This window comes from Paractinoplanes hotanensis, from assembly GCF_023717965.1.
Taxonomy (GTDB): Bacteria; Actinomycetota; Actinomycetes; order Mycobacteriales; family Micromonosporaceae; genus Actinoplanes; species Actinoplanes polyasparticus.
Genome location: NZ_JAMQOL010000008.1, coordinates 307344 through 328555 on the forward strand (window position 1 = coordinate 307344; position 21212 = coordinate 328555).

19 protein-coding genes are annotated in these 21212 nt (G+C 71.5%); 7 read left to right on the forward strand and 12 right to left on the reverse strand.

Translation table 11 applies throughout. The features are described 5' to 3' along the window. Window positions 1-99 precede the first annotated feature (99 nt). Entirely contained in the window at window positions 100-1431 is a 1332-nt protein-coding gene (locus LXN57_RS07550) for a carboxyl transferase domain-containing protein (protein WP_251797277.1), read from the forward strand. After that, complete coding sequence (locus tag LXN57_RS07555) at window positions 1428-3434, forward strand: acetyl/propionyl/methylcrotonyl-CoA carboxylase subunit alpha (RefSeq protein WP_251797278.1); 2007 nt, start codon at window positions 1428-1430, stop codon at window positions 3432-3434. The genes LXN57_RS07550 and LXN57_RS07555 overlap by 4 nt, the downstream gene beginning before the upstream one ends. On the opposite strand, the gene LXN57_RS07560 is transcribed toward LXN57_RS07555, so the two are convergent. From LXN57_RS07560 to sp36, 5 genes are all read right to left on the reverse strand, one after another. After that, window positions 3411-4352 (reverse strand): serine/threonine-protein kinase, encoded by a 942-nt coding sequence (locus LXN57_RS07560; protein WP_251797279.1) that lies wholly within the window; start codon window positions 4350-4352, stop codon window positions 3411-3413. The two genes, LXN57_RS07555 and LXN57_RS07560, sit on opposite strands and share 24 nt — an antisense overlap. Before the next feature lie 31 nt (window positions 4353-4383). Beyond that, window positions 4384-8034, reverse strand: coding sequence for an adenylate/guanylate cyclase domain-containing protein (locus LXN57_RS07565; protein ID WP_251797280.1), 3651 nt, complete (start codon window positions 8032-8034; stop codon window positions 4384-4386). Beyond that, window positions 8031-8843, reverse strand: coding sequence for an MBL fold metallo-hydrolase (locus LXN57_RS07570; RefSeq protein ID WP_251797281.1), 813 nt, complete (start codon window positions 8841-8843; stop codon window positions 8031-8033). Before LXN57_RS07570 ends, LXN57_RS07565 begins: the two co-directional genes overlap by 4 nt. A gap of 111 nt (window positions 8844-8954) precedes the next feature. Then, window positions 8955-9440 (reverse strand): RidA family protein, encoded by a 486-nt coding sequence (locus LXN57_RS07575; RefSeq protein ID WP_251797282.1) that lies wholly within the window; start codon window positions 9438-9440, stop codon window positions 8955-8957. Continuing rightward, window positions 9437-9592 (reverse strand): Sp36 family protein, encoded by a 156-nt coding sequence (gene sp36, locus LXN57_RS07580; RefSeq protein ID WP_127498762.1) that lies wholly within the window; start codon window positions 9590-9592, stop codon window positions 9437-9439. The genes LXN57_RS07575 and sp36 overlap by 4 nt, the downstream gene beginning before the upstream one ends. A gap of 118 nt (window positions 9593-9710) precedes the next feature. Between sp36 and LXN57_RS07585 the strand changes: the two genes are divergently transcribed. The 3 genes from LXN57_RS07585 to bagB are packed head-to-tail and all read left to right on the forward strand — an operon-like array spanning window position 9711 to window position 12758. Beyond that, window positions 9711-10595 (forward strand): Rv0361 family membrane protein, encoded by an 885-nt coding sequence (locus tag LXN57_RS07585; protein WP_251797283.1) that lies wholly within the window; start codon window positions 9711-9713, stop codon window positions 10593-10595. 23 nt (window positions 10596-10618) lie between these two features. After that, window positions 10619-11572 carry an ATPase BagA gene (bagA, locus tag LXN57_RS07590; RefSeq protein WP_221378203.1) on the forward strand — a complete coding sequence of 318 codons (954 nt, stop codon included), beginning with the start codon at window positions 10619-10621 and terminating at the stop codon, window positions 11570-11572. 58 nt (window positions 11573-11630) lie between these two features. Further along, the gene (bagB, locus tag LXN57_RS07595; RefSeq protein ID WP_251797330.1) at window positions 11631-12758 is read left to right on the forward strand and encodes an ArsA family ATPase; all 1128 of its coding nucleotides are present in this window, start codon (window positions 11631-11633) and stop codon (window positions 12756-12758) included. Between the two features lie 10 nt (window positions 12759-12768). Here bagB and LXN57_RS07600 read toward each other — a convergent pair whose 3' ends face one another. After that, window positions 12769-13071: a WhiB family transcriptional regulator gene (locus tag LXN57_RS07600; RefSeq protein ID WP_097317528.1), complete on the reverse strand. Its 303-nt coding sequence runs from the start codon at window positions 13069-13071 to the stop codon at window positions 12769-12771. A gap of 324 nt (window positions 13072-13395) precedes the next feature. Between LXN57_RS07600 and LXN57_RS07605 the strand changes: the two genes are divergently transcribed. Continuing rightward, entirely contained in the window at window positions 13396-15807 is a 2412-nt protein-coding gene (locus LXN57_RS07605; RefSeq protein ID WP_438872848.1) for a transglycosylase domain-containing protein, read from the forward strand. A gap of 88 nt (window positions 15808-15895) precedes the next feature. Here the strand turns inward: LXN57_RS07605 and LXN57_RS07610 are convergent, their stop codons facing one another. From LXN57_RS07610 to pyrE, 6 genes are all read right to left on the reverse strand, one after another. Then, complete coding sequence (locus LXN57_RS07610) at window positions 15896-16726, reverse strand: DUF4352 domain-containing protein (RefSeq protein WP_251797285.1); 831 nt, start codon at window positions 16724-16726, stop codon at window positions 15896-15898. Between the two features lie 205 nt (window positions 16727-16931). Next, on the reverse strand, window positions 16932-17201 hold the full coding sequence (locus LXN57_RS07615; protein ID WP_251797286.1) for a hypothetical protein: 270 nt from the start codon (window positions 17199-17201) through the stop codon (window positions 16932-16934). A 29-nt stretch (window positions 17202-17230) separates the two neighbouring features. Beyond that, the gene (locus LXN57_RS07620; protein ID WP_251797287.1) at window positions 17231-18292 is read right to left on the reverse strand and encodes a Gfo/Idh/MocA family protein; all 1062 of its coding nucleotides are present in this window, start codon (window positions 18290-18292) and stop codon (window positions 17231-17233) included. 37 nt (window positions 18293-18329) lie between these two features. Beyond that, a complete protein-coding gene (locus tag LXN57_RS07625; protein WP_251797288.1) occupies window positions 18330-19082 on the reverse strand; it encodes a hypothetical protein in 753 nt (250 codons plus the stop codon). Then, window positions 19079-19393 carry a PadR family transcriptional regulator gene (locus LXN57_RS07630; protein WP_251797289.1) on the reverse strand — a complete coding sequence of 105 codons (315 nt, stop codon included), beginning with the start codon at window positions 19391-19393 and terminating at the stop codon, window positions 19079-19081. The genes LXN57_RS07625 and LXN57_RS07630 overlap by 4 nt, the downstream gene beginning before the upstream one ends. A gap of 39 nt (window positions 19394-19432) precedes the next feature. Then, on the reverse strand, window positions 19433-19957 hold the full coding sequence (pyrE, locus tag LXN57_RS07635; protein WP_251797290.1) for an orotate phosphoribosyltransferase: 525 nt from the start codon (window positions 19955-19957) through the stop codon (window positions 19433-19435). 91 nt (window positions 19958-20048) lie between these two features. Here pyrE and LXN57_RS07640 point away from each other — a divergent pair, with 91 nt between their 5' ends. Continuing rightward, window positions 20049-21209 (forward strand): FIST signal transduction protein, encoded by a 1161-nt coding sequence (locus LXN57_RS07640; protein ID WP_251797291.1) that lies wholly within the window; start codon window positions 20049-20051, stop codon window positions 21207-21209. Window positions 21210-21212: the final 3 nt, after the last annotated feature.

The window sequence follows — 21212 nt, forward strand, 5'->3', positions numbered from 1 at the left end:
CACTCGACCACTCGTTACGGAGGTGGTCGAGAGGCATCAACGGATACGAGAGGGCGCGGCTTTGAACATCGGGGTCGAACAGCGCATCGGGGTGCCGACGTGACCGTGCTCGACACCACCGTCGACACGCGCACCCCCGGCTACCTGGAGGGTCGCAACACCACCCTCGACCGGCTGGAACGGCTCGAGGCGGCGATCGAGGAGGCTCGCGCCGGCGGTGGCGAGCGGGCGGTCACCCGGCACCACGCCCGGGGCAAGCTGCTGCCCCGGGAACGCATCGAGATGCTGCTCGACCAGGACGCCCCGTTCCTGGAGTTGTCCCCCGTCTGTGGCTGGGGCACCGAGTTCGCCGTGGGCGCCGGCGTGGTGACCGGCATCGGCGTGGTCGAGGCGGCCGAATGCATGATCATCGCGACCGACCCGACCGTCGAGGGCACGGCGGTCAACCCGTACGCGGTCGAGAAGATCCGCCGGGCCGCGCGGATCGCCGCGGCCAACCGTCTGCCGCTGGTCAACCTAGTCGAGTCGGCCACCGAGGCCGGCGGCGGTGGCTCCCCGCCGGGCGGCGGCATCGCCCGCGACCTGAGCCGCCTGGCCTCGGCCCGGGTGCCCACGGTCGGTGTGGTCTTCGGGCCCACCAGCGGGGACGCGGCCTACCTGCCGGCGCTGTCGGACTACACGATCATGGTGCGCGGGCACGCCAAGATGCTGCCCCGGGGCGGCACGAACGGCGCGGAGCTGCGTGCCGCTGCGGCGCCGGCCGACCAGCTGGCCGAGGACGAGCGCGACGCCCTGCGGCTGGCCCGTCAGTGCGTACGCCGCCTGAACTGGCGCAAGTGCGGCCCGCCGCCGCGCGTCTTCCCCCCGCCGGCCCCCAAGTACGACGCGGAGGATCTGCTCGCCCTGGCCGGCGCGGGCCGTCCCGCCCTGGTCGAGCCGCGGGAGGTGCTCGCCCGCATCCTCGACGGCAGCGACTTCGACGAGTTCAAGCCGGCCGCCGGCGACGCCGTGCTGGCCGGCTGGGCCGAGCTGCACGGTTATCCGGTCGGAATCCTGTCCACGTCGGGCGCCCCGCAAACGGCGGCCGACACCCAGAAGGCGGTGCACTTCATCCAACTGGCCAACGCCACCGACACCTCGCTGCTGCTGATCCGGCCCGGCGAGACCGGCGCTCTCGGCTCGGGTGCGGTCGACGCCCTCGCCCACTCCACCGTGCCGCTGCTCGCCCTCAACACCGGGCGCACCGGCGACCCCCGCTTCGCCTTCCGCTGGCCCGCCGACGGCCCGCTGGCCAACGGCGACGACGACGGCGTCATCGACCCCCGCGACACCCGCACCGTGCTCGGGCTCTGCCTCTCCGCCGTGCACAGCGCGGCCGTCGAGGGCGCCGGGCACGTCGGCGTGTTCCGATCCGGAAAGGTGGACCAGTGATCCGACGGCTTCTGGTGGCCGACCGCGGCGAGACCGCCCGCCGGGTGTTCGCCACCTGCCGCCTGGTCGGCATCGAGACGGTCGCCGTCTACGCCGCCGCCGATTCCGACGCGCCGCACGTCGGCGAGGCGGACTACGCCGTACGCCTGGACGGCGGCACCCCCCGCTCCTCGTACCTGCGCGGCGACCTGATCATCACCGCGGCCCAGCGGTCCGGCGCCAATGCCATCCACCCGGGCATCGGCGAGCTGGCCGAGGACCCGGACTTCGCCTCGGCGGTGGCCGAAGCGGGCCTGATCTGGGTCGGCGCCCCGGCCAAGACGCTCGGCGTGCTGCGCAGCAAGCAGGAGACCAAGGCGCGCGTGGCCGAGGCCCGGGTGCCGGTGCTGCCGAGCTTCACCGACCCGGCCGAGGTGCCCGGCTTCCCCGTCCTGATCAAGCCGGACACCGGCCTCGGCGGCACCGGCCTGCGGGTCGTCCGGGATGCCGCGACGCTGGTCGAGGCGCTGGCCACGACCCGGCGCGAGGTGGGTGGCGAGGTCTACTGCGAGCCGTACGTCGAGGACGTGCGGCACATCGAGGTGCCGATCCTGGCCGACGAGCACGGCGCGGTGATCCCGTTCGGCGAGCGCGAGTGCTCGATCCAGCGCCGCTACCAGAAGATCGTCGAGGAGACCCCGTCGCCGGCGGTCGACCCCGGGCTGCGCGAGGAGCTGTGCCGCGCGGCGATCGTCTCGGTCCGGGCGCTGGGCTACGTCGGAGCGGGCGCTGTCGAGTTCCTGCTCGACACGAACGGTGATTTCTGGTTCCTCGAGCTCACCCCGACCCTGCAGGCCGAACACGCGGTCACCGAGTGCGTCTCGGGCTACGACCTCGTACGCCTGCAACTGCTCGTCGCCGAGGGCGGCAGCCTGCCGATGCCCGGACCGCCGCCGATCCGCGGCCACGCGATCGAGGTGCGCCTGTGCGCCGAGGACCCGGCGTACGCCTGGCTGCCTGCCAGCGGCACGGTGCACCGTTTCGCCGTGCCCGACGTGGCCAGCCGGTTCCGCCCGCTGCCGGCTCCCGGCCTGCGGCTCGACGCCGGGGTCGAGAGCGGTTCGGTGGTCGGCGTGCACCAGGACTCCACCCTGGCCAAGCTGATCGCCTGGGCGCCGACCCGGCAGGAGGCGGCCCGCATGCTGGCCTCGGCGCTGACCCGCACCCAGCTGCACGGCGTGGCCACCAACCGGGACCTGCTGGTCCGGGCCCTGCGCCACCACGCCTTCCGCACCGGCGACGTGGACACCGGCTTCCTCGACCGGCGGCCCGAGGTGTTCGCGCCGCTGCTGTCGGCGGTCGACGCCGTACGCCTGTCGTGTCTCGCCGCCGCCCTGGCCGGCGCGGCCGACCGGCGGGCCACCGCCACGGTGCTGGGCACGCTGCCCTCGGGCTGGCGCAACGTGCCCTCGGGCTCGCAGACCGCCGTGTACGACGGCCCGGCCGGCCCGGTCGAGGTCGGCTACCGGATGAACCGGCACGGCGAGCTCGCCGGCTGGTGGGTGCGCACGGTCGACCCCGAGGAGCTCGACCTGGCCGGGCTGGGTCAGGCGCCGGTGTCCACCGACTACCCGGAGACCGTGGTCGTGCGGGCCGGCAACGAGCGCGTCGTGCTCGACGTCAACGGCATCCGGCTGACCTTCAACGTGCACCGGGTGGGTGACGTCTCGTATGTGGACAGCCCGGAAGGCTCGGTGGCGTTGCGCGCGCTCTCCCGGTTCCCGCTGCCCGCTCCCGAAGCCGTCGAGGGCTCCCTGATCGCGCCGCTGCCCGGCGCCGTCCGGCGGGTGCTGGTCGTGCCCGGCCAGCGGGTGCGCGCCGGGGAGCTATTGCTCACGCTGGAGGCGATGAAGCTGGAACACCCGGTGCACGCGCCCAGTGCCGGCGTGGTCGCCTCGCTGCCGGTCGCCCCGGGGGCCGAGGTGGACACCGGCGAACTGCTAGCGGTTCTCGCTCCCGAGTAGGCCGAACCACTTCTTCTTCGGCGGGCGCGGATTGCGGATGGTCGGGGTGTCGTCGCCGGGTTCCCAGCGCGGCGCCGGCACCTGGTGCGGCGGGTTGAGCTGCACCGCGGTCAGCATCTCGCGCAGCTGCTGGGCGGTGGGCCGCGATTCCGGGTCGTTCGCCATGCCGTACCGCAGCACCTGGGTGAGCCCGGCCGGGACGCCCGGCAGGTCGGGGATCGGCTGGTGGAACAGGTCCATCAGGCTCAGCAGGCTGGGGCTGCGGTCGCCGTCCCAGCGTGGCGGCCGGCCCCGCATGACCGCGTAGAGCGTGGCGCAGAGGGCGTAGACGTCGACTGCCCCGCTCGGCTCGTCGTGACGGAACATCTCGGGCGGCGCGTAGGCCGGGGTCAGCACCTCGAGCGTGACCGAGGAGTCTCGCATCTCGCCCAGCACGGCCAGCCCGAAATCGGCCAGCACAGCCGGGTTGAACTGCGAATACAGGATGTTGGCGGGCTTCACGTCGCGGTGCAGCACCCCGTTGGCGTGCGAGTGCACCAGGGCGTCGGCGATCTTGACGCCGAGGTCGCGGGTCTCGGCCGCGCCCAGGGGCGTGCGACGCATGCGGTCGAGGTACGACCCGTCGCACAGCTCCATGATCAGGTAGGGGTGCTGGTCGACCGTCACCCCCACGTCGAACAGGTCGACCACGTGCGGGTGCGACGACATGCGCCCGGCCGCCCGCGCCTCACGCAGGAATCGCGCCTGGTCGCGGTCGCTCTCGAGGCGGCGATTCTCCACCTTGATGGCGACCTCGCGGCCCACCGATTCCTGCATCGCGCGGTAGACGGTGGCGTACCCCCCACGCGCCATCACGGATAAGCCGGACATGCCAGGCACGTACGGAGCCGGCAACGCTCCGCGCGGTGTCTCGGTCATGAAGTTGAAAATACGCCAGCGGCCCGGGCGATCATCCGGGCGCATCAGACGCGTAGGCGACAGTCGCAGCCGCGGAGGCTTCGAGCGGCTCCACCGCGAGCGCTGCCCGCAGCTCTTCGGCGGCCTCCCGCTCGCTGATCTGCTCGGTCGAGTACGCCAGCAACACCGCCTCCTCCGCCGCTGCGTGCGCGCCGTCGCACCGGTCGGCCGCGGCCAGCACCCGGGCGTGGACCATGGCGGCCAGCACCCCGCTGCGCACGTCCTCGGCCTTCACCTGCCGGGCGCGCTCGATCCAGGTCAGGGCGGCCTCGACCCGGCCGTCGGCCAGCAGGGCGGCCGCGTACGAGGCCAGGGCGTGCCGCCGCGAGAAGAGCAGCGACGGCACCCCGGTGTCGGTGGCGATCGGCGCGAGCAGGCCCATCGCGGTCTTGGCGTCGCCCGACCGCAACCGGGCCTCGGCCATCAGCACCCGCGGGCCGACCTGGGCCGGCGCCATCGGGTTGTGCGGCTCGACCGCGGACATCACCCGGCGCGCGTCGGCCTCGGCCCCGGCCAGGTCGCCCCGGTTGAGCGAGATGAACCCGCGCAGCGTCCCGGCCATGCCCAGCAGCAGCGGGTGGCCCGTGCGGTCGGCGTAGGCCAGCGCGTCGGTCAGCAGGTCGTACGAGTGGTCGAGCTCGCCCAGTCCGCGGGCTATCGCACCCCGGACCACCAGTGCCAGTCCCCGGCCCCAGTCGTCGCCGACGGCGTTGAAGTCGCGGTAGGCGCGGCGGGCCTCGCCGTCGGCCTCGGCCAGTTCGCCCAGCTCGGAGGCCGCGTACGCCTCGACCGCCCGCAGCGTGCCGACCGCCCAGGCCTCGCCCACCCGGTCGCCGAAGGGCAGGAAGATCCGGGCCAGCCGGCGCGATTCCTGCAGGCGGCCGGAGAGCAGCCGGGCGAACGCCGTGGTGCCGCGCAGCCACGAGCGGCCGACCGGGTCGCCCAGCTCGGCGAAGAGCCGGGCCGCCCGGCCCAGCACGGCGTCGGTGCCGGCGAAATCCCCCCGGGTGGTGGTCACCCAGGCGAGGTTCTGCAGCGCCCAGGCCTGCCCGTGGCGGTCACCCGCGGCCAGCGTCACCTGGTAGGCCGCGGCGAACCGGCTGCTGGCCTGGCTGAGCCGGCCGGCCAGGAAGTCGGCCATGCCGAGCCGGCGCATGGCGTTGGCCCGCTCGGGCAGCAGCTCGGCCTCGGTCGCCACCTCGAGCGCCTCCTGCCAGGCGGCGACGGCCCGGCCGGTGTCGCCCAGCGCCTCGTGAGCCCGGCCGACCACGAGCAACGCCTCGGCCTTGTTGACGGGCTCGTCGGTGGCGTTCTTGGCGATGCGTTCGCCCTGCGTCAGCGCCTCTTCGGCGCGGCCCAGGCGCAGCAGGGCCCGGGCGTGCACGAGCTGGTCGGGCAGCGGCAGGCCCTCGGGCGTCAGGGCGCCGGCCCGCTCGGCGTACTCGATGGAGGCGGCCGGCTCGATGTTGGCCAGCGCGCGGCGGGCCAGGCGGCCGAGCGCGGCCACGCCGAGCGGGGCGACCTCGCGTACGGAAGCCTCGGGACGCAGCCGCACCGCGTTCGCCAGCTCGACCGCGCACTCGGCATGCGTGGCCACGAAAGCGTCGCGCTCGTTGTCGGTCAGGTTGAGCCGGGCCGCGCTGTCGTAGCCGACGCGGTCGAAGCTCTCGGGCGCGGCCCACTGGGCGAGGTAGGCGTGCCGCTCGGCCAGGTCAGCCTTGCCGATGCCGGAGTAGGCCGCCTCCCGCATCAGCGGCGTGGTGAAGGCGTAGCCACTTCGCGTGCGGTGCAGCATGCGGCGCTGCAGCAGTTCGTCGATCGAGCGTTCCAGCTCGACCGCGGCGACCGCGCCCGGCCGTGCGTCGCTCGACGCCCGGCGTTCCCGCAGCGACTCGATCACGCCGACCGGCACCGTGTCGCCCGCGACGGCCGCGTCCCGCAGCACCGAGCGCGGCTCGGGCGGCAGCGCGTCGATGCGGGCCGCGAGCACGGCCGCGAGGTCACGCGAGAGCAGTTGCCGGCCGAGCGAGCCGTCGGCCAGCTGCCACTTGCCGGCCGCGTTGGCGCCCACGGCCGGTGTCAGCGCCCCGCGCTCCATGAGCAGCGTGACCATCTCGGCCAGATAGAACGGGTTGCCCTGCGCGGTGGCGAGCAGCCGGTCGGTGTCGGCCTGGGGCAGCTTGCCGCCGTTCAGATACGAGGTGAGCAGGCGGGAGGCGTCGGAGCCGCGCAGCGGCGGCAGCGAGTGCACCTCGGCGTCGGCCAGCCGGGTGAGCGCGCCGGCCGTGCGCACCAGTTCCGGCCGGCCGAGCAGCAGCACCACCACCGGGCCGTCGAGCAGCGAGAGGGTACGGCCCAGCGCGTCCACGGTCGAGGCGGTGGCGTCGTGCAGGTCGTCGACGATGACCACGAGCGGCGCCTCGGCGGCCAGGGCGCTCAGCAACTCGGCGACCGCACCCGAGATCGCCTCGGCGTCGGCCCGCTTGGTCGAGGGCTGCCAGTCGGCGCCGGCTGCCGGGCCCACCGGGTTGGCCGGGGCCTCGCCGTAGCCCAGCAGCGCGAGCAGGCGGTCGATGTCGATGTCGGCCGGCTCACCGTCGCGGCCGAGCCGGTTGGCCAGCTTGCGCAGTCTTTCCTCGACCACCGTGCGGCCCACCGTGGCCACCACGTCCTTGGGCAGGCCGACCGATTTGCGTACGAGGTCAGCCAGCGGCGCGAAGCGGCGGCGCTCACCGAACGCGCGGCAGCGCACTCGCAGCACCCGGGCGCCCGTGTGGGCGGCATAGCGCCCGTTGCCCACGTCGTAGCCGGCGGCCAGCCGCTTGACCTCGCCGGCGAACCGGGACTTGCCGATGCCCGCCTCGGCCGTCATCACCATCACGCGCGACGTGCCGGAGTCGATCGCCTCGGCCAGCCGGCCGGCCACCCGGCCGAGCTCGGTCTCGCGGCCGACGAAGGGCGCCTCGTCGCCCAGGCCCGACCGGGTGCCTGGGGCGTCGTGCAGACCGAGCAGCTCGAACGCCGGCACCGGCTCGCGCTTGCCCTTGAGCCGCAGCGGGCGCAGCTGTCGCCACGAGGCCACGTGCCGGGTGCCACCGCTGGTGCGGGAACCGGCGTAGACCGCGCCCACGGCGGCCGCGTCGGCCAGCCGGGCGGCGGTGTTCACCGTGTCGCCGATGACGGTGTACTCGATCGAGGCCTGGATGCCGGCGACCACCTCGCCCGTGTTGAGGCCGACCCGCAGGCCGAGCGGGGCGCCGCCGCCGCGCTCGTCGTCGAGCACCCGGCGGACCGCGCGCTGCATGCTCAGCGCGGCCCGCACGGCCCGCTCGGCGTCGTCCTCGTGGGCCACCGGGGCGCCGAAGACGGCCATGATGCCGTCGCCGGTCAGCTTGTCGACATGGCCGCCGAAGGTCTTGACCGCTCCGGCCAGCGCCGCCAGCACCCGGTCGGTGACCGCGCCGACCCGTTCCGGATCGAGGTCTTCCGACCAGGAGGTGAAGTCGGACAGGTCACCGAAGAGCACGGTGACGATGCGTCGCTCAGCCGCCGGCAGGGTCGCGGCCGCCGGCAGGGCCGCGCCGCAGTTGTGGCAGAAGCGGGCGCCGGGCACGGCGACGGTTCCACACACAGGACAGGTCACAGCGGATCCAACCTGCTTGTGGGTGTTCTTGATTCCCCATTTTTGTGATTCAGGTAATCAAGTTGCGCGGCGGCCGACCACAGGGCGGCGAACCGGACGGCCGGGTCGATGTCGGGGTAGACGATGTCGACGACCTCTTCGGCAGTGCGCGCACCGGCTGTGATCGCCGCCTCGACCTGCGCCAACCGCTCCCGGCGGTGGTCGCGGTACTCGGTGGCGACGGCCGACACGTCAATACGCGAAGGGCCGTGCCCCGGCAACATCAGAACGTTCTCGTACGCCCGGAGTCGATCGAGACTGCCCAAATAGGCACCGAGGTCACCGTCCGGATGGGCAACAACCGTCGTGCCCCGGCCGAGAATCGTGTCACCGGTGAACATCGCGCGGGAGTCGCCCTGACGCACCAGGAAGCACACGGAGTCGGAGGTGTGACCCGGAGTGTCGAGAACCTCGACCTCGAGCCCCGAGCCGCCGAGGTGCTCCCGCGGGTCGAGGGGCTCGCCGGCGACGCAGTGGGCCGGGTCGGCCGCGAGCACGGCGGCGCCCCCCAGGATCTCGGAGAGGCGAGCGGCGCCCTCGACGTGATCATGGTGACCGTGAGTAATCAGAATGAACTGGTACGGACCGTGGTCGGCGATGCGCCTCAGGTGCCCCTCGTCGAGCGGACCGGGGTCGATGACCACGCCGTAGGTCTCGCCGGGTGCCCGCAGCACCCACGTGTTGGTGCCGTCCAGCGTCATCGGACCCGGGTTGGGCGCGCGCAACAGCGTCACCCAGCCCGGCAGCCCGTTCGGCGCGACACCCCCCATGCGCGAAATCCTACGTCGCGCATGGGGTTGAACAAGAGGACCGGATGTGCGATCTCCCTGTCCGCTCAGGTCACGCATTGCAACCGGAACGGACGATCGAGGTGGGGGGGGTTACTCCACCTCGGCGATGATCTCGACCTCGACCGGGGAGTTCAGGGGCAGCTCAGCCACGCCGACCGCGCTGCGGGCATGCCGGCCCTGCTCGCCGAAGACGTCGCCGAAGAGGTTCGACGCTCCGTTGATGACGGCGGGCTGACCGGTGAATCCCGGCGCCGACGCGACGAAGCCGGTCAGCTTGACGATCTTCACGACCCGGCCCAGGCCGACCAGCGCCTCGATCGCCGCGAGGCCGTTGAGAGCGCACAGGCGGGAAAGCTCGGCGCCCTGCTCGGTGGTGACCTCGGCGCCGACCTTGCCGGTGTACGGCAGCTTGCCGTCGACGAGGGGCAGCTGACCCGACACGTACACGTAGTTGCCGGTCTGCACCGCGGGGACGTAGGACGCCAGCGGCGGCACCACCTTGGGCAGGGTCAGACCCAGCTCGGCGAGCTTCGCGTAGGCATCCACACCGCCCTCTCCACTGATCGGCGTGGTCACGACTTCGGTCGCTTCATGTACGCCACCAGTTGCTCGGCGTTGGGGCCGGGCACCACCTGTACGAGTTCCCAGCCGTCCTCGCCCCAGTTGTCGAGGATCTGCTTGGTCGCGTGGACCAGCAGGGGCACGGTCACGTACTCCCACTTCTGCATGCTCGCCTACTCCCTAATCGTCGGTACCTCGGCCAGCTTAGGGCCCGCGGCAGGGTCGGTTTGGCTAGGCTGATCGAGCCTCGGAGCGGACCGGGAGCGGAAGATCACGGAGGGCGACATGACGCAGCCGCCGGGCGAGTGGCCGCCGCCTGCCCCCGGGCCTCCAGCGCCGCCGGTCCCGGCGACGCCGCCTGTGATCGACTTCATCGACGCCGCTCCCGAGCCGCCCGACACCTCTTATCCCCCGGCCGGCGCGTTCGCCGACGAGACCCCCACCGGCTCGTTCGCCGACGAGACCCCGACGAGTTCGTTCGCCGACGAGACCCCGCTCCACGAGAGCACCCAGGTCATCCCGCCCGAGCCCAGCGGCTGGCAGCCGGCCCCGGCCACCTCGCCCTGGCACGCCCAGCACGAGGCGCCCGGCGAGTGGCAGACCACCCCGCCCGAGCACCTGGCCTGGCAGCATTCGATCCCGGCCGCGACCCCGCAGCCGCCCGACCCGATCTGGGCCGGCGCCCCGCAGCAGCCCTACCAGGTGCCCCACGAGCCGAACGGCCCGCGCCGCCGCCGGAGCGCGCTCTGGGTCTCGCTGGCGCTCGTCGGCACTCTCTTCCTCTGCGGTGGCGGCGCCGTCTCGGCCTATTTCCTGCTGCGGGACGCCGACAACCCAGGCTCGCCCGACCCGGCCACGGCGGTCGACCGGTTCCTCACCGCGGTCTACACCGAGCAGGACGCTGCCGCGGCCGACGACCTGGTCTGCCGCGAGGCCCGCGACGAGACGAAGATCGCCGACCGGGTGGCCGAGATCAAGGCGTACGCCGACGGTTACACCGACCCGGTCTTCCGCTGGGCCGACCCGAAGGTCTCCGACAACTCGGAGGATCGCGCGCTCGTCTCGGTCGAGCTCACGATGTCCACCGCCGACGAGAAGGCGTCGTCGCAGGATCTGGAGTTCACCGTGATCCGTAAGACCGGCTGGCTGGTCTGCGAGGTGGCCGGCTGACCGCTCGCCGTACCGTTGAGGCCATGGGCGAGCACGTCAGCAGATGGCCGGCACGACTGCATGTGGTGACCGGCAAGGGCGGCACCGGCAAGACCAGCGTCGCCGCGGCCTTGGCCTTGGGCCTGGCCGCGGACGGGCGGCGCACGCTGCTGGTCGAGGTGGAGGGCCGGCAGGGCATCGCCCAGCTCTTCGAGACCGAGCCGCTGCCCTACAAGGAGCTGCGGATCGCCAAGGTGGCCGGCGGCGGCGAGGTGCGTGCGCTGGCCGTCGATCCCGAGGAGGCCCTCCTCGAATATCTCGACATGTTCTACCACCTGGGCGCGGCCGGCCGGGCGCTGCGCAAGGTGGGTGCGATCGACTTCGCCACCACCATCGCCCCGGGCCTGCGTGACGTGCTGCTCACCGGCAAGGTCAAAGAGGCGACGACCAGGTCGCAGGACGGCCGGCGGGCGTACGACGCGGTCGTGCTCGACGCTCCGCCGACCGGCCGGATCGGCCGGTTCCTCAACGTCACGGCCGAGACGGCCAAGCTGGCCAAGATGGGCCCCATCAAGACCCAGAGCGACGGCGTCGCCTCCCTGCTGCGCTCGCCGATCACCTCGGTGCACGTCGTCACCCTGCTCGAGGAGATGCCGGTGCAGGAGACTCTCGACGCGATCGCCGAGCTCAGCGCCCTGCGCATCCCGGTCGGCCGGATCGTGCTCAACGCCACCCGGCCGGCCCTGGTTACCGGCGGCAAGGTCACCAAGGCCGAGCTCAAGCGCGGGCTGGCCGAGGCCGGGCTGCCCACCGACGCGGCCACCGTCAACGGGCTGGCCACCGAGGTCCGGGCCCACCTGACCCGGCAGGAGCTGGAAGAGACGCTGCGCACCGAGCTCGCCGAGACCGGCCGGCCGCTGGTCGAGCTGCCGCTGCTGTCCGGCGGCGTCGATCAGGCGGGGCTCGACGAACTGGCCGCAGCCCTCATGCGTGCGTGACGGGCCACAGTGACCGTGCGCCGGATCAACTTCGGACTACCCTTGAGTAGTGGCTGAAGTGAGCACTCAACGACTGGATGTCGACGGTCTGCTCGCCGACCCGTCCACCCGCATCGTCGTGTGCTGCGGCGCCGGCGGGGTGGGCAAGACTACAACTGCGGCCGCGCTCGGCCTGCGGGCGGCCGAGGTGCACGGACGGCGCACGGTGGTGCTCACGATCGACCCGGCCCGCCGGCTGGCCCAGTCGATGGGCCTCAGCGAGCTCGACAACACCCCGCGCCAGGTCAAGGGCATCGACGGCGACAACGGCGGCGAGCTGCACGCCATGATGCTCGACATGAAGCGCACCTTCGACGAGGTGGTGCAGCAGCACACCACGCCGCAGCGCGCCTCCGAGATCTTCGCCAACCCCTTCTACCAGGCCATGAGCTCCACCTTCGCCGGCACGCAGGAATACATGGCGATGGAGAAGCTCGGCCAGCTGCGGGCCACCGACGAGTGGGACCTGATCGTCGTCGACACTCCGCCCTCCCGCTCCGCGCTCGACTTCCTCGACGCGCCGGCCAGGCTGTCCCGGTTCCTCGACGGCCGCATGCTCCGCATGTTGCTCGCTCCGGCACGCACCGGCGGCCGCAGCATGTTCAGCCTGGTCACCGCGTCTTTCGGGCTTTTCTCCCGTACGGTGCAGAAGGTTCTCGGCGCCCAGTTGCTCACTGACCTGTCCGGGTTCGTGGCCGCGCTCGACTCGATGTTCGGCGGCTTCCGGCAGCGCGCCGACCAGACGTACCGGATCCTGCAGGACCCCCAGACGGCGTTCCTGCTGGTCGCCGCGCCCGAGCGCGATGCCGTGCGCGAGGCCGCCTACTTCGCCGAGCGCCTGGTCGCCGAGCGGATGCCGCTGGCCGGCCTGGTGCTCAACCGCATGCACCGCACCGAGGTGCCCGGGCTCCCGGCCGACGCCTCGCTGGCCGCGGCCGAGGCCCTGACCGCCGCCGGCGACCAGCCACTGGTCGCCGACGCGCTGCGCATCCACGCCAACCTGGTCCGCCAGACCGATCGTGAGCAGCGGGTCGCCGCCACCTTCATCGACGCCTTCCCGGGCGTGCCGACGGTCTCGGTCACGGCACAGCCCGCCGACGTCCATGACGTCGACGGGCTGCGGACGATCGGCTCGCTCCTGGCGTGACCGACGTGGCTCAGCGAGTGGGGACGAGCACCTTGTCGGCGCCCTTGTCCTTCATCGCGGCCTCGAACATCTTGCGCCAACTCGCCACGTGCGGGTGACGGCGCAGCAGCGCCCGCCGCTCCCGCTCGGTCATGCCCCCCCAGACGCCGAATTCGATCCTGTTGTCCAGGGCATCGGCGAGGCACTCGTAGCGGACCGGGCAGCTGCGGCAGATTCTCTTCGCCACGTTCTGCTCGGCGCCCTGCACGAACAGCGCGTCAGGGTCGCCACTCTGACACGCCGCCATGCTGGGCCAGTCGCTGATCATCCCCATGTGTAAACGTCCCCCCTTGCGTTACCCCTGACATCCGCCGCCCTTGTCCCCCGGGCCGTGCGAACGTCGTGCGACAAGCTCGCCGGACCATCATGCTCTGTAGTCAGGCGATTACGCAACGTTGTACCTGAAATACGTACAGCCCGGCTGTTCTGGGCAAACGCCACGAAGGCCATGGCATCAGCTTCGGTGCGGTCTCGGTGCGCTTCGCGGAAATCCCCCCAAGATCTCGGCGAGCGGGGCAGACTAATCGGGGCGAAGCATGACCTTTCCGATGGGTCGTCACGTGCTTTCTTCGCGTACCCTGCTCGGGTGACCTCCTGGATGCGCAGACGCGATCACAACATTTTCGCCAACGCGACCTCGTTGCTGATCTGCGGTTTACTCGCCGGCGTCGTCGTCGCGGCCGCCGCTTTCCCCGCCGCCGCGATGTCCGGCCTGGCCGCCAAGGCCGGCGGTGAGACGTTCGCGCAGCTGCCCAGTGAGCTCAAGGACTTCAGCTCCCCGCAGATCACCCGAATCTACGCGGCGGACAAGAAGACGCAGATCTCGCAGTTCTACGACGAGTTCCGCAGCGACGTCCGCCTCAAGGACATGTCGAAGTTCATGCCCGACGCGATGATCGCCGCCGAGGACCGTGAGTTCTACAACCACAACGGCGTCGACCTCAAGGGTGTCGCCCGCGCGTTCGTGAACAACAGCGGCAAGTCGGAGTCGAAGCAGGGCGCCTCGACGATCACCATGCAGTACGTGCGGATGTCGCTGGCCTACTCGGCGACCAACCCGCAGGAGGTCGTCGACGCCACCAAGGACACGCCCAAGCGCAAGATCACCGAGATGAAGTACGCGATCCAGGTCGAGAAAGAGCTCAGCAAAGAGCAGATCATCGAGCGCTACCTCAACATCGCGCCGTTCGGCAACCAGGCTTACGGGGTCTACGCGGCCAGCCAGGTCTACTTCAACAAGAAGCCGAAGGACCTGACAGCCGGCCAGGCCGCGATGCTCGCCGGCATGGTGAAGGCGCCGTCCAGCTTCAACCCGACCACCAAGGGCGGGTACGACCAGATCAAGCAGCGCCGCGACAACTACATCCTCCCGGCCATGGTCGAGATGGGGAAGCTCACCCAGGCCCAGGCCGACAAGGCCAGGAAAGAGGCCATCCCGCGCCAGGTCAAGCCGGTCGGCAACGGCTGCGTGTCGGTGGCCAACAACAACTGGGGCTTCTTCTGCGACTACTTCTACCGCTGGTGGATGAGCCAGGAGGCGTTCGGCGCCACCCCGTACGACCGTGAGCGCCGGCTGAAGAGCGGCGGCTACCGCATCATCACCACGCTCGACCTGAGCGCCCAGGCCGACGCCCGCAAGCGGATCAACAAGCGGATCAAGGACGACAACAAGAACGCCCTGCTGCTGGCCGCGACCGAGCCCGGCACCGGCAAGGTGCGGCTGCTGGCGGCCAACCGCAAGTACAAGCTGCCCGACCCGGCCAACCCCAACCCGCTGTCCTCGGACAAGAAGAAGGCCAAGGCGGGCGTACGGGCGACCTACCCGAACACGACGAACCCGCTGCTCAGTGGCGGCGGTGACATCAGCGGCTACCAGGCCGGCTCGGTGTTCAAGATCTTCACCATCATCGCCGCGCTCGAGAAGGGCTACCCGCTGGCCTGGCCGATCAAGGCCGAGAAGCGCTACAAGTCGGGCTACATCATCAGCTCCAGCAACGACTCGGCCTGCCCCGGCACCCATTTCTGGTGCCCCAGCAACTCGGGCGGCGGCGGCGCGGGCGTCTACAACATGCACTCCGCGTTCGCGAAGTCGATCAACACGTACTTCGTGCCCCTCGAGGAACAGGTCGGCGCCGAGAACGTGGTGGCCGTGGCCAAGCGGTTCGGCGTGCAGTTCCGCGTCAAGCAGGACGCCGACTTCGCGAACAACTCGGTGGCGGCCAACCAGTGGGGCGCCTTCACCCTCGGTGTGTCCGCTTCGACGCCGCTCGACATGGCCAACGCGTACGCGACACTGGCCGGCGACGGCATGTACTGCGAGCCCACCCCGATCGAACAGATCACCACCCAGGACGGCAACAAGCTCGACATCGGCAAACCGCGCTGCATCCGGGCCACCAGCAAGGATGTCGCCCGCGCGGCCCTCGACGCCGCCCGCTGCCCGGTCGGCGACTCGGCCCAGATGGGCCGCTGCGGCGGCGCCACGGCCCGCCAGACCAAGTCGACGGTCAAGCACCCGGTGTTCGGCAAGACCGGCACGACGGACGCCGACAAGACCGCCGCGCTGATCGCCGGCACCACGTCCCTGGTGATCGCGGGCTACCTGGTCAACCCCGACTGGCCCGACCACCGCGACCGCATGTCCCACGACGTCGTCAACCCGGCGGTCTACCAGACCCTGGGCGACTTCATGGAAGGCAAGCCGCGCGAGCAGTTCAAGGAGCCCGAGAACCGAAAGATCGCCTTCGGCGACCAACGCTCCATCCCGAACGTCGAGTGCGACTCGATCGACGACGCCCGCGACCGCCTGGAGGACGCCGGCTTCGACGTCTCCGTCGGCAGCGAGATCGACTCGGACTGCCCGCCCGGCACAGCCGCCGGCACCAGCCCCGACGGCCGAACCCTCAAGGGCGGTTTCGTCATCATCAACCCGGCCAAGGCCAAGGCCGCACCCCCGGCCGGCGACCCCAACGCCCCCGGCGGCCCACCCTCGGGCCGACCACGGCGATAGGCATCAGGGAAGGGCGGGACGTCTGGAGACGTCCCGCCCTTCACATCTGAGCGGCAAGATCCGACGGCGGTGCGCCGGGTCGGAGCGGTTACTTCAGGGGGATCTTCACGCCGCCGGAGAACATCGAGTCGTGTAGCTCGATTGACGTCAGCTTGGTGCCCTTGGGTACGTCGTAGACGAGCTTGCCGGTCACCTGGTTGCCCGGGTTGATCTGTTGCAGGAACGTCGAGGCGTCGCCGTTGACGGCCAGCTCGGCCTCGATGTCGTCCGAGTACTGGGTGCCCTTGGCGTCGTACGCCTTCTGGCTGGCGCCGTCGAAGGTCTGGGCCTCGTCGCCGATGTTCTTGATGGTCATCGTGACGATGCAGAAGGTGCCCTGCGCCTTGACGGCCAGGACGGACTGGCCGACCGAGGTCTTGCCGCAGTCCATCGACTTGACGGTGAACTCGAACTTGCCGTCGCGGGCGGGCTTGCCCATGGCGCCGGCGACCGCGTTCTTGCCGGCGGCGTTGTCGTCGAGAGTGTCGACCGCTTCCTTCGCTCCGCCGACCACGAGGGTGACGATGCCGACGCAGCCGAGGATCATGACGACGACCACGGCGAGCACGATCCAGGGCCACTTCTTGCGCTTCTTCGTGGGCGCCGGCGCGCCGAAGCCAGGCGGCGGGGATGCCGGGCCGCCGAAGTTCGGCTGCTGGGCGGGCGAGCTACCGAAGCCCGACTGCTGCGGCGGTGGGTTGCCGAAGCCCGACTGCTGCGGCGACTGATTGCCGTAGGTGGACGCGTGCGGCGCCTGGTTGCCGTAGCCGGGTTGGTGAGCGCCGCCCGGCTGTCCGGCCTGGGCGGGCCGGCCGTAGACACCGGGCTGTGGCGAGTTGTCGGGCGGGTAGGGCTGTTCAGCGTGGGGCTGATACGTCACGGTTTCGGTGCTCCACGGACTGGCTGCTCGAGACTGGTTTGCGGCCGGGCACCAGTCCAGAGACGCGGCCGCGCCTCTCATGCAACAGGCCGCATCCCGGCAAGATCATCATCCGTCCTGTCAGTACTGATGAACGCGGGACGAATTCGTCCGACCTTTCGCGGTCGGCGCCTCGTACCAAAGTTCAATTTTGAAAGAACGCCCGCTACTCGTCGGTCAGCTCGGCCAGCACATCTTGGGCGTCCTCGCTCCCCGCGGCGGCGAGCTCGCGCAGCTCGTCCAGGTCTTCCCGTTCGGCGGCCAACTCGACCAGCACGGCGGCCGCATCACTGCTGCCGGCCGCCGCCAGCCGCCGCAGCTCGTCGAGATCGCCGCTTTCGCCGGCCAGTTCCACCAGTTGATCGGTCGCGTCCCGATCACCGACCGCCGCCCGTTCCCGAAGCATCGCCAGTTCCTCGTCGCTCACGGCTGTCATCCTCCCGCACCTGCGACCGATGTCCACCCTCATGTGTGCGCCGGCGGCGGCCAGTTGCCCGCGGCCGTGGTCACTTCCTGGCCGGTCTCTGCGGCTTCCTCAACGGCCAGCGCCAGCAGATGATCCTGGCTGCCCTCGGCCAGCGGATAGGGCGGTGGCCCCTCGCCCCGCACCCAGGCCGCCATCGCGTCGAGCAGTGCGGCGGTGGCGATCTCGTCGTCGTTGAGGCGATGACCGACGTACGGATTGCGGTGGAGCACCTTCTCGCCGAGCGTGATGGTCTCCGTGTCGAAACCGTTCAGGTCCAGGTCGTGGCCGCTTTGCCGGCGGATGAGGGCGGTGCGGGTGATCGTCCGCGGGGCCGGCATGTGGACGATCTCGTCGTTGCTCAGTTCGCCGTGCGTGCCGCGGACCAGCAGCCGTCGCGAGCGCAGCAGATTCCTCGTCTGGTTGGTGGTGAACTCGTAGACAGCCGAGCGCCCGTCGCTGAAGTCCAGCGTGGCGATGGTGGTGGTGGCCGGCTTCGGTTCCGCGGCATCGGTCCACCCGGCACGATCGAGCGGGTCGAGCAGCGGCGCGACGGTTCGCACGGCTCGCACCGTCGCCGGGTCATGTCCGACGGCCAGCATCCCGCGGATCAGCGAGATCGCGTGGTACTGCTGCGTGGACGACACGTGCACCTGCGTCGGCGTCCCGATGATGCCGGACTGCACAGCCGCCAGCCGGGCGGCGTGCGACGGCATCAGCAGATATTGCTCCGCGACCTGCACGAGTCCGGACGGCCCGGCCGTCGTCCACAGCGAACGCAGGCCGGCCCGGTCGGGCGCCGGCGGCGTCTCGGCCAGGACGGGCAGGCCGAGCTCCACCGCACCGGCGATGACGCCCGGGTTGGCCGCGCGCGGGACGGCGGTGACCACGAAGTCGGGCCGGGCACTGCTTACGCATTCACGCAGGTCGCTGTAGGCCGAAACGGGCAACGGCCGTGGCTCCCGCACGACAGCGCCGACGCACTCCAACTCGGGCAGCGCCTGCGCGACCCGGTGAAACGCCGCCGCGCGAAAGCCGAACCCGACAAGAGCGAACCTCGTCATCCGTCCACGGTAGAGCCCACGATCCGGTGAACCGGCCCTACACGCGTGCCCGCCGGCGCGCTGCCCAGGCGCCGACGACGAGGAAGGCGGCCACGTAAGCGATGCGAGACCCGGTGAGGATGAGGACCCCACGGGCGTCGGCGCCCGGCAGGTCGGCGATCACCTGCAGGAACGCTACGCAGAAGGCCAGCCCGACGGCGAGCGCGACCCGTTCGTCGACCACTGCCCAGGCCAGTACCGCCAGGCCGAGCAGGTAGAGGGGCTCGGTGCCGAGTGCGACGGCATCGAGCGGCACCAGGGGAAGCGCCAGCAGGATCGGGTTGCGCACGGGGGTGGGTGGGCCTGGAATCAGCAGCAGCACCGCCGCCAGCGAATAGGCGGTGACCGCTCGCCAGTCGACCCCGTCGGCCGCACTGATCGCGAAGGTGGCGAAGCCAGCCAGGGCCGCGGGCACCCGCCAGCCGGCAATGATCGACACGACCGCGAGGGCCACCGCGACCCACACCAGGATCTGCATGGTGCTCAGCGGCAGCCAGGTCGACGCGACTTCGCGGGCCGAGCCCACGGCGCTGAAGATCAGCAGCAGGAGGGCCGCCGCGCGGGCGGCGTACAGCCAGCGGACGGCGAGCGGCTGGTCGCCACCGCACCGGGCCCGCAGGCCACCGAGCAGCAGCGACGGGATCTCGCGCCACACCGGGCGGCCGGCCGTCAGCAGCACGTCGAGCATCTCGTCGCGGGGATGGGCGGCCGGGTAGAGGCGCAGCAGAGTTTCGTACAGGCGCTCGCTCATGCCGTACCCCCGGCGACACGCGGCCGCAGAACGATGCGTGCCGCCGCGGCCATCCGGGCGGCCTCCGCCTGGAGGGCGGAACGGCCGTCCGGAGTGAGCGCGTAGTGGCGGCGGGCGCGGCCGTTGACCACCTCTTCCCGGACGACCTCGATCAGCGCCTCTCGGGTGAGGCGGTCGAGGGCCTGGTAGAGGGTGCCGGTGGCCAGGCGCACCCGGTCACCGGAAAGCGCGGCCACCCGGCTCATGATCGCGTAGCCATGGGCCGGCTCGTCCTGCAGAGCGGCCAGGATGAAATACGTCGGCTCTCTCACACAGCCAACATATGTCGTCAGGTTACCTATGTAAATGGATCAGGCGACGGCTTCCAGGTCGGCCCGGGTCAGCAGCGCCCGCAGGGTGATGCCCTCGGCCGCGAGAGCCTGCGCGCCGCCCTCCTGACGATCGATCACGCAGAGCGCGTGGTCGACGTGCGCACCCAGCTTGCGCAGGTCGCCGGTCGAGATGACGACCTGGCCGCCCGAGGTCACCACGTCCTCGACCACGAGGACCCGCCGGCCGGCCACCTCGGCTCCCTCGGCCAGCCGCGCGGTGCCGTACTTCTTGGCCTCCTTGCGGACGAAGGCGGTGGGCAGCTTCGCGTGCCGGGCGACCGCGGTGACGACGGCGATGCCGCCCATCTCGAGACCGGCCAGCACCTCGGTGCCCTCAGGGATCAGCACAGCCATCGCCTCGGCGAGCTGGTCGAGCAGCACCGGGTCGGCCTCGAACTGGTACTTGTCGAAGTACTCGTTGGCGACGCGGCCGGAACGCAGGGTGAACTCGCCGGTCAGCCGGCTCACGGCGCGGACCTGCCGCGCAAGGTCGGAGTCAGTCACGGAACCAAGCCTCGCAGGCCGCTGCGGGACACCGGACGGCACCCCACACGCAACCACTCAGCAACCGACAAACGGTGCCGATCAGAGGATCATGCAGAGCATCCTGCACCGTTGGTTCGGCGTGGGCCAGAGCAGCGCGCCCGACTCCCGCAAGGCGGGGGCCGAGGCAGCGTCGGAGGCGATCGGCGGGCGGGAGGCCAAGGCCGTTTTCGTCTTCGCATCGGTCGCCCACGATCTGCCGGCGCTGCTGCGGGGCGTACGGATGGAGGCCGGACCGGACGCCGAGATCGTCGGCGCCACGACGATGGGCGAGCTGGGCAGCGCCGGGACGACCGACGGTGGCGTCGCGGTCGCGGCCCTCGGCGGCGACGGTTTCACCGTGCAGGCCCGGGCGGCCCGGATCCACAAATCCGATCCACGGGCCGCAGGGTCGGCAGCGGCCGAGGCGCTGCACGGTCTGGACGACGAGCACCAGGTGCTGGTGCTGTTGGCCGACGGCCTAGTGGGCCCGCAGCACGAGATCGTCCGCGGGGCCTACTCCTCGATCGGGGCCAGTGTTCCGCTGGTCGGCGGGTTCGCGGCCGACGACCGGCGGTTCCGGCAGACGTACCAGTTCATCGGCGACGAGGTGCTCACCGGTGCGGTGGTGGGGCTCGGGCTCGGATCGGACGGTCCGATCGGCATCGGCGTCGCGCACGGCTGGCGCCGCAAGGAGCCGCCGATGGTGGTCACCAGGGCCAACGGCCCGCACATCTACCAGCTCGACGGGGAACCGGCCCTGGACGTGCTGCTGCGCCGCAACGAGATGGAAGGCACGGCCGCCGAACTGTTCGACCGCGGCCGGGCGTTGCAACCGCTCGGGCTTTCGCGGCGCAACGGCGAGGACATCCGGGTGATCCACGCCGGCGACGACGAGGAGCGCTCGGTCTGGGGTTCCAACGACGTGCCGCAGGGCGCGCTGGTCTGGCTCATGGAGGGCGACCGGCAGTCGATGTTGGACGGCGCCGCCTGGTCGTGCACCGAGGCGATCGCCCGGCTCGACGGCCTGCCACCACTCGGCGTGCTCGCCTTCGACTGCGGCGGCCGGTGGGCCGGTCTCGTCGAGGGCGGCCTCGACCACGAGATCCAGGCGATGCGTACGGCGTTGAGCGATGCCCCGTTCGCCGGCTTCTACACGCTGGGTGAGATCGCCCGCGTACGCGGCGCGCTCGGCACTCATGCCCTGACCCTCGTCACGCTGGCTCTGGCCTGAGCC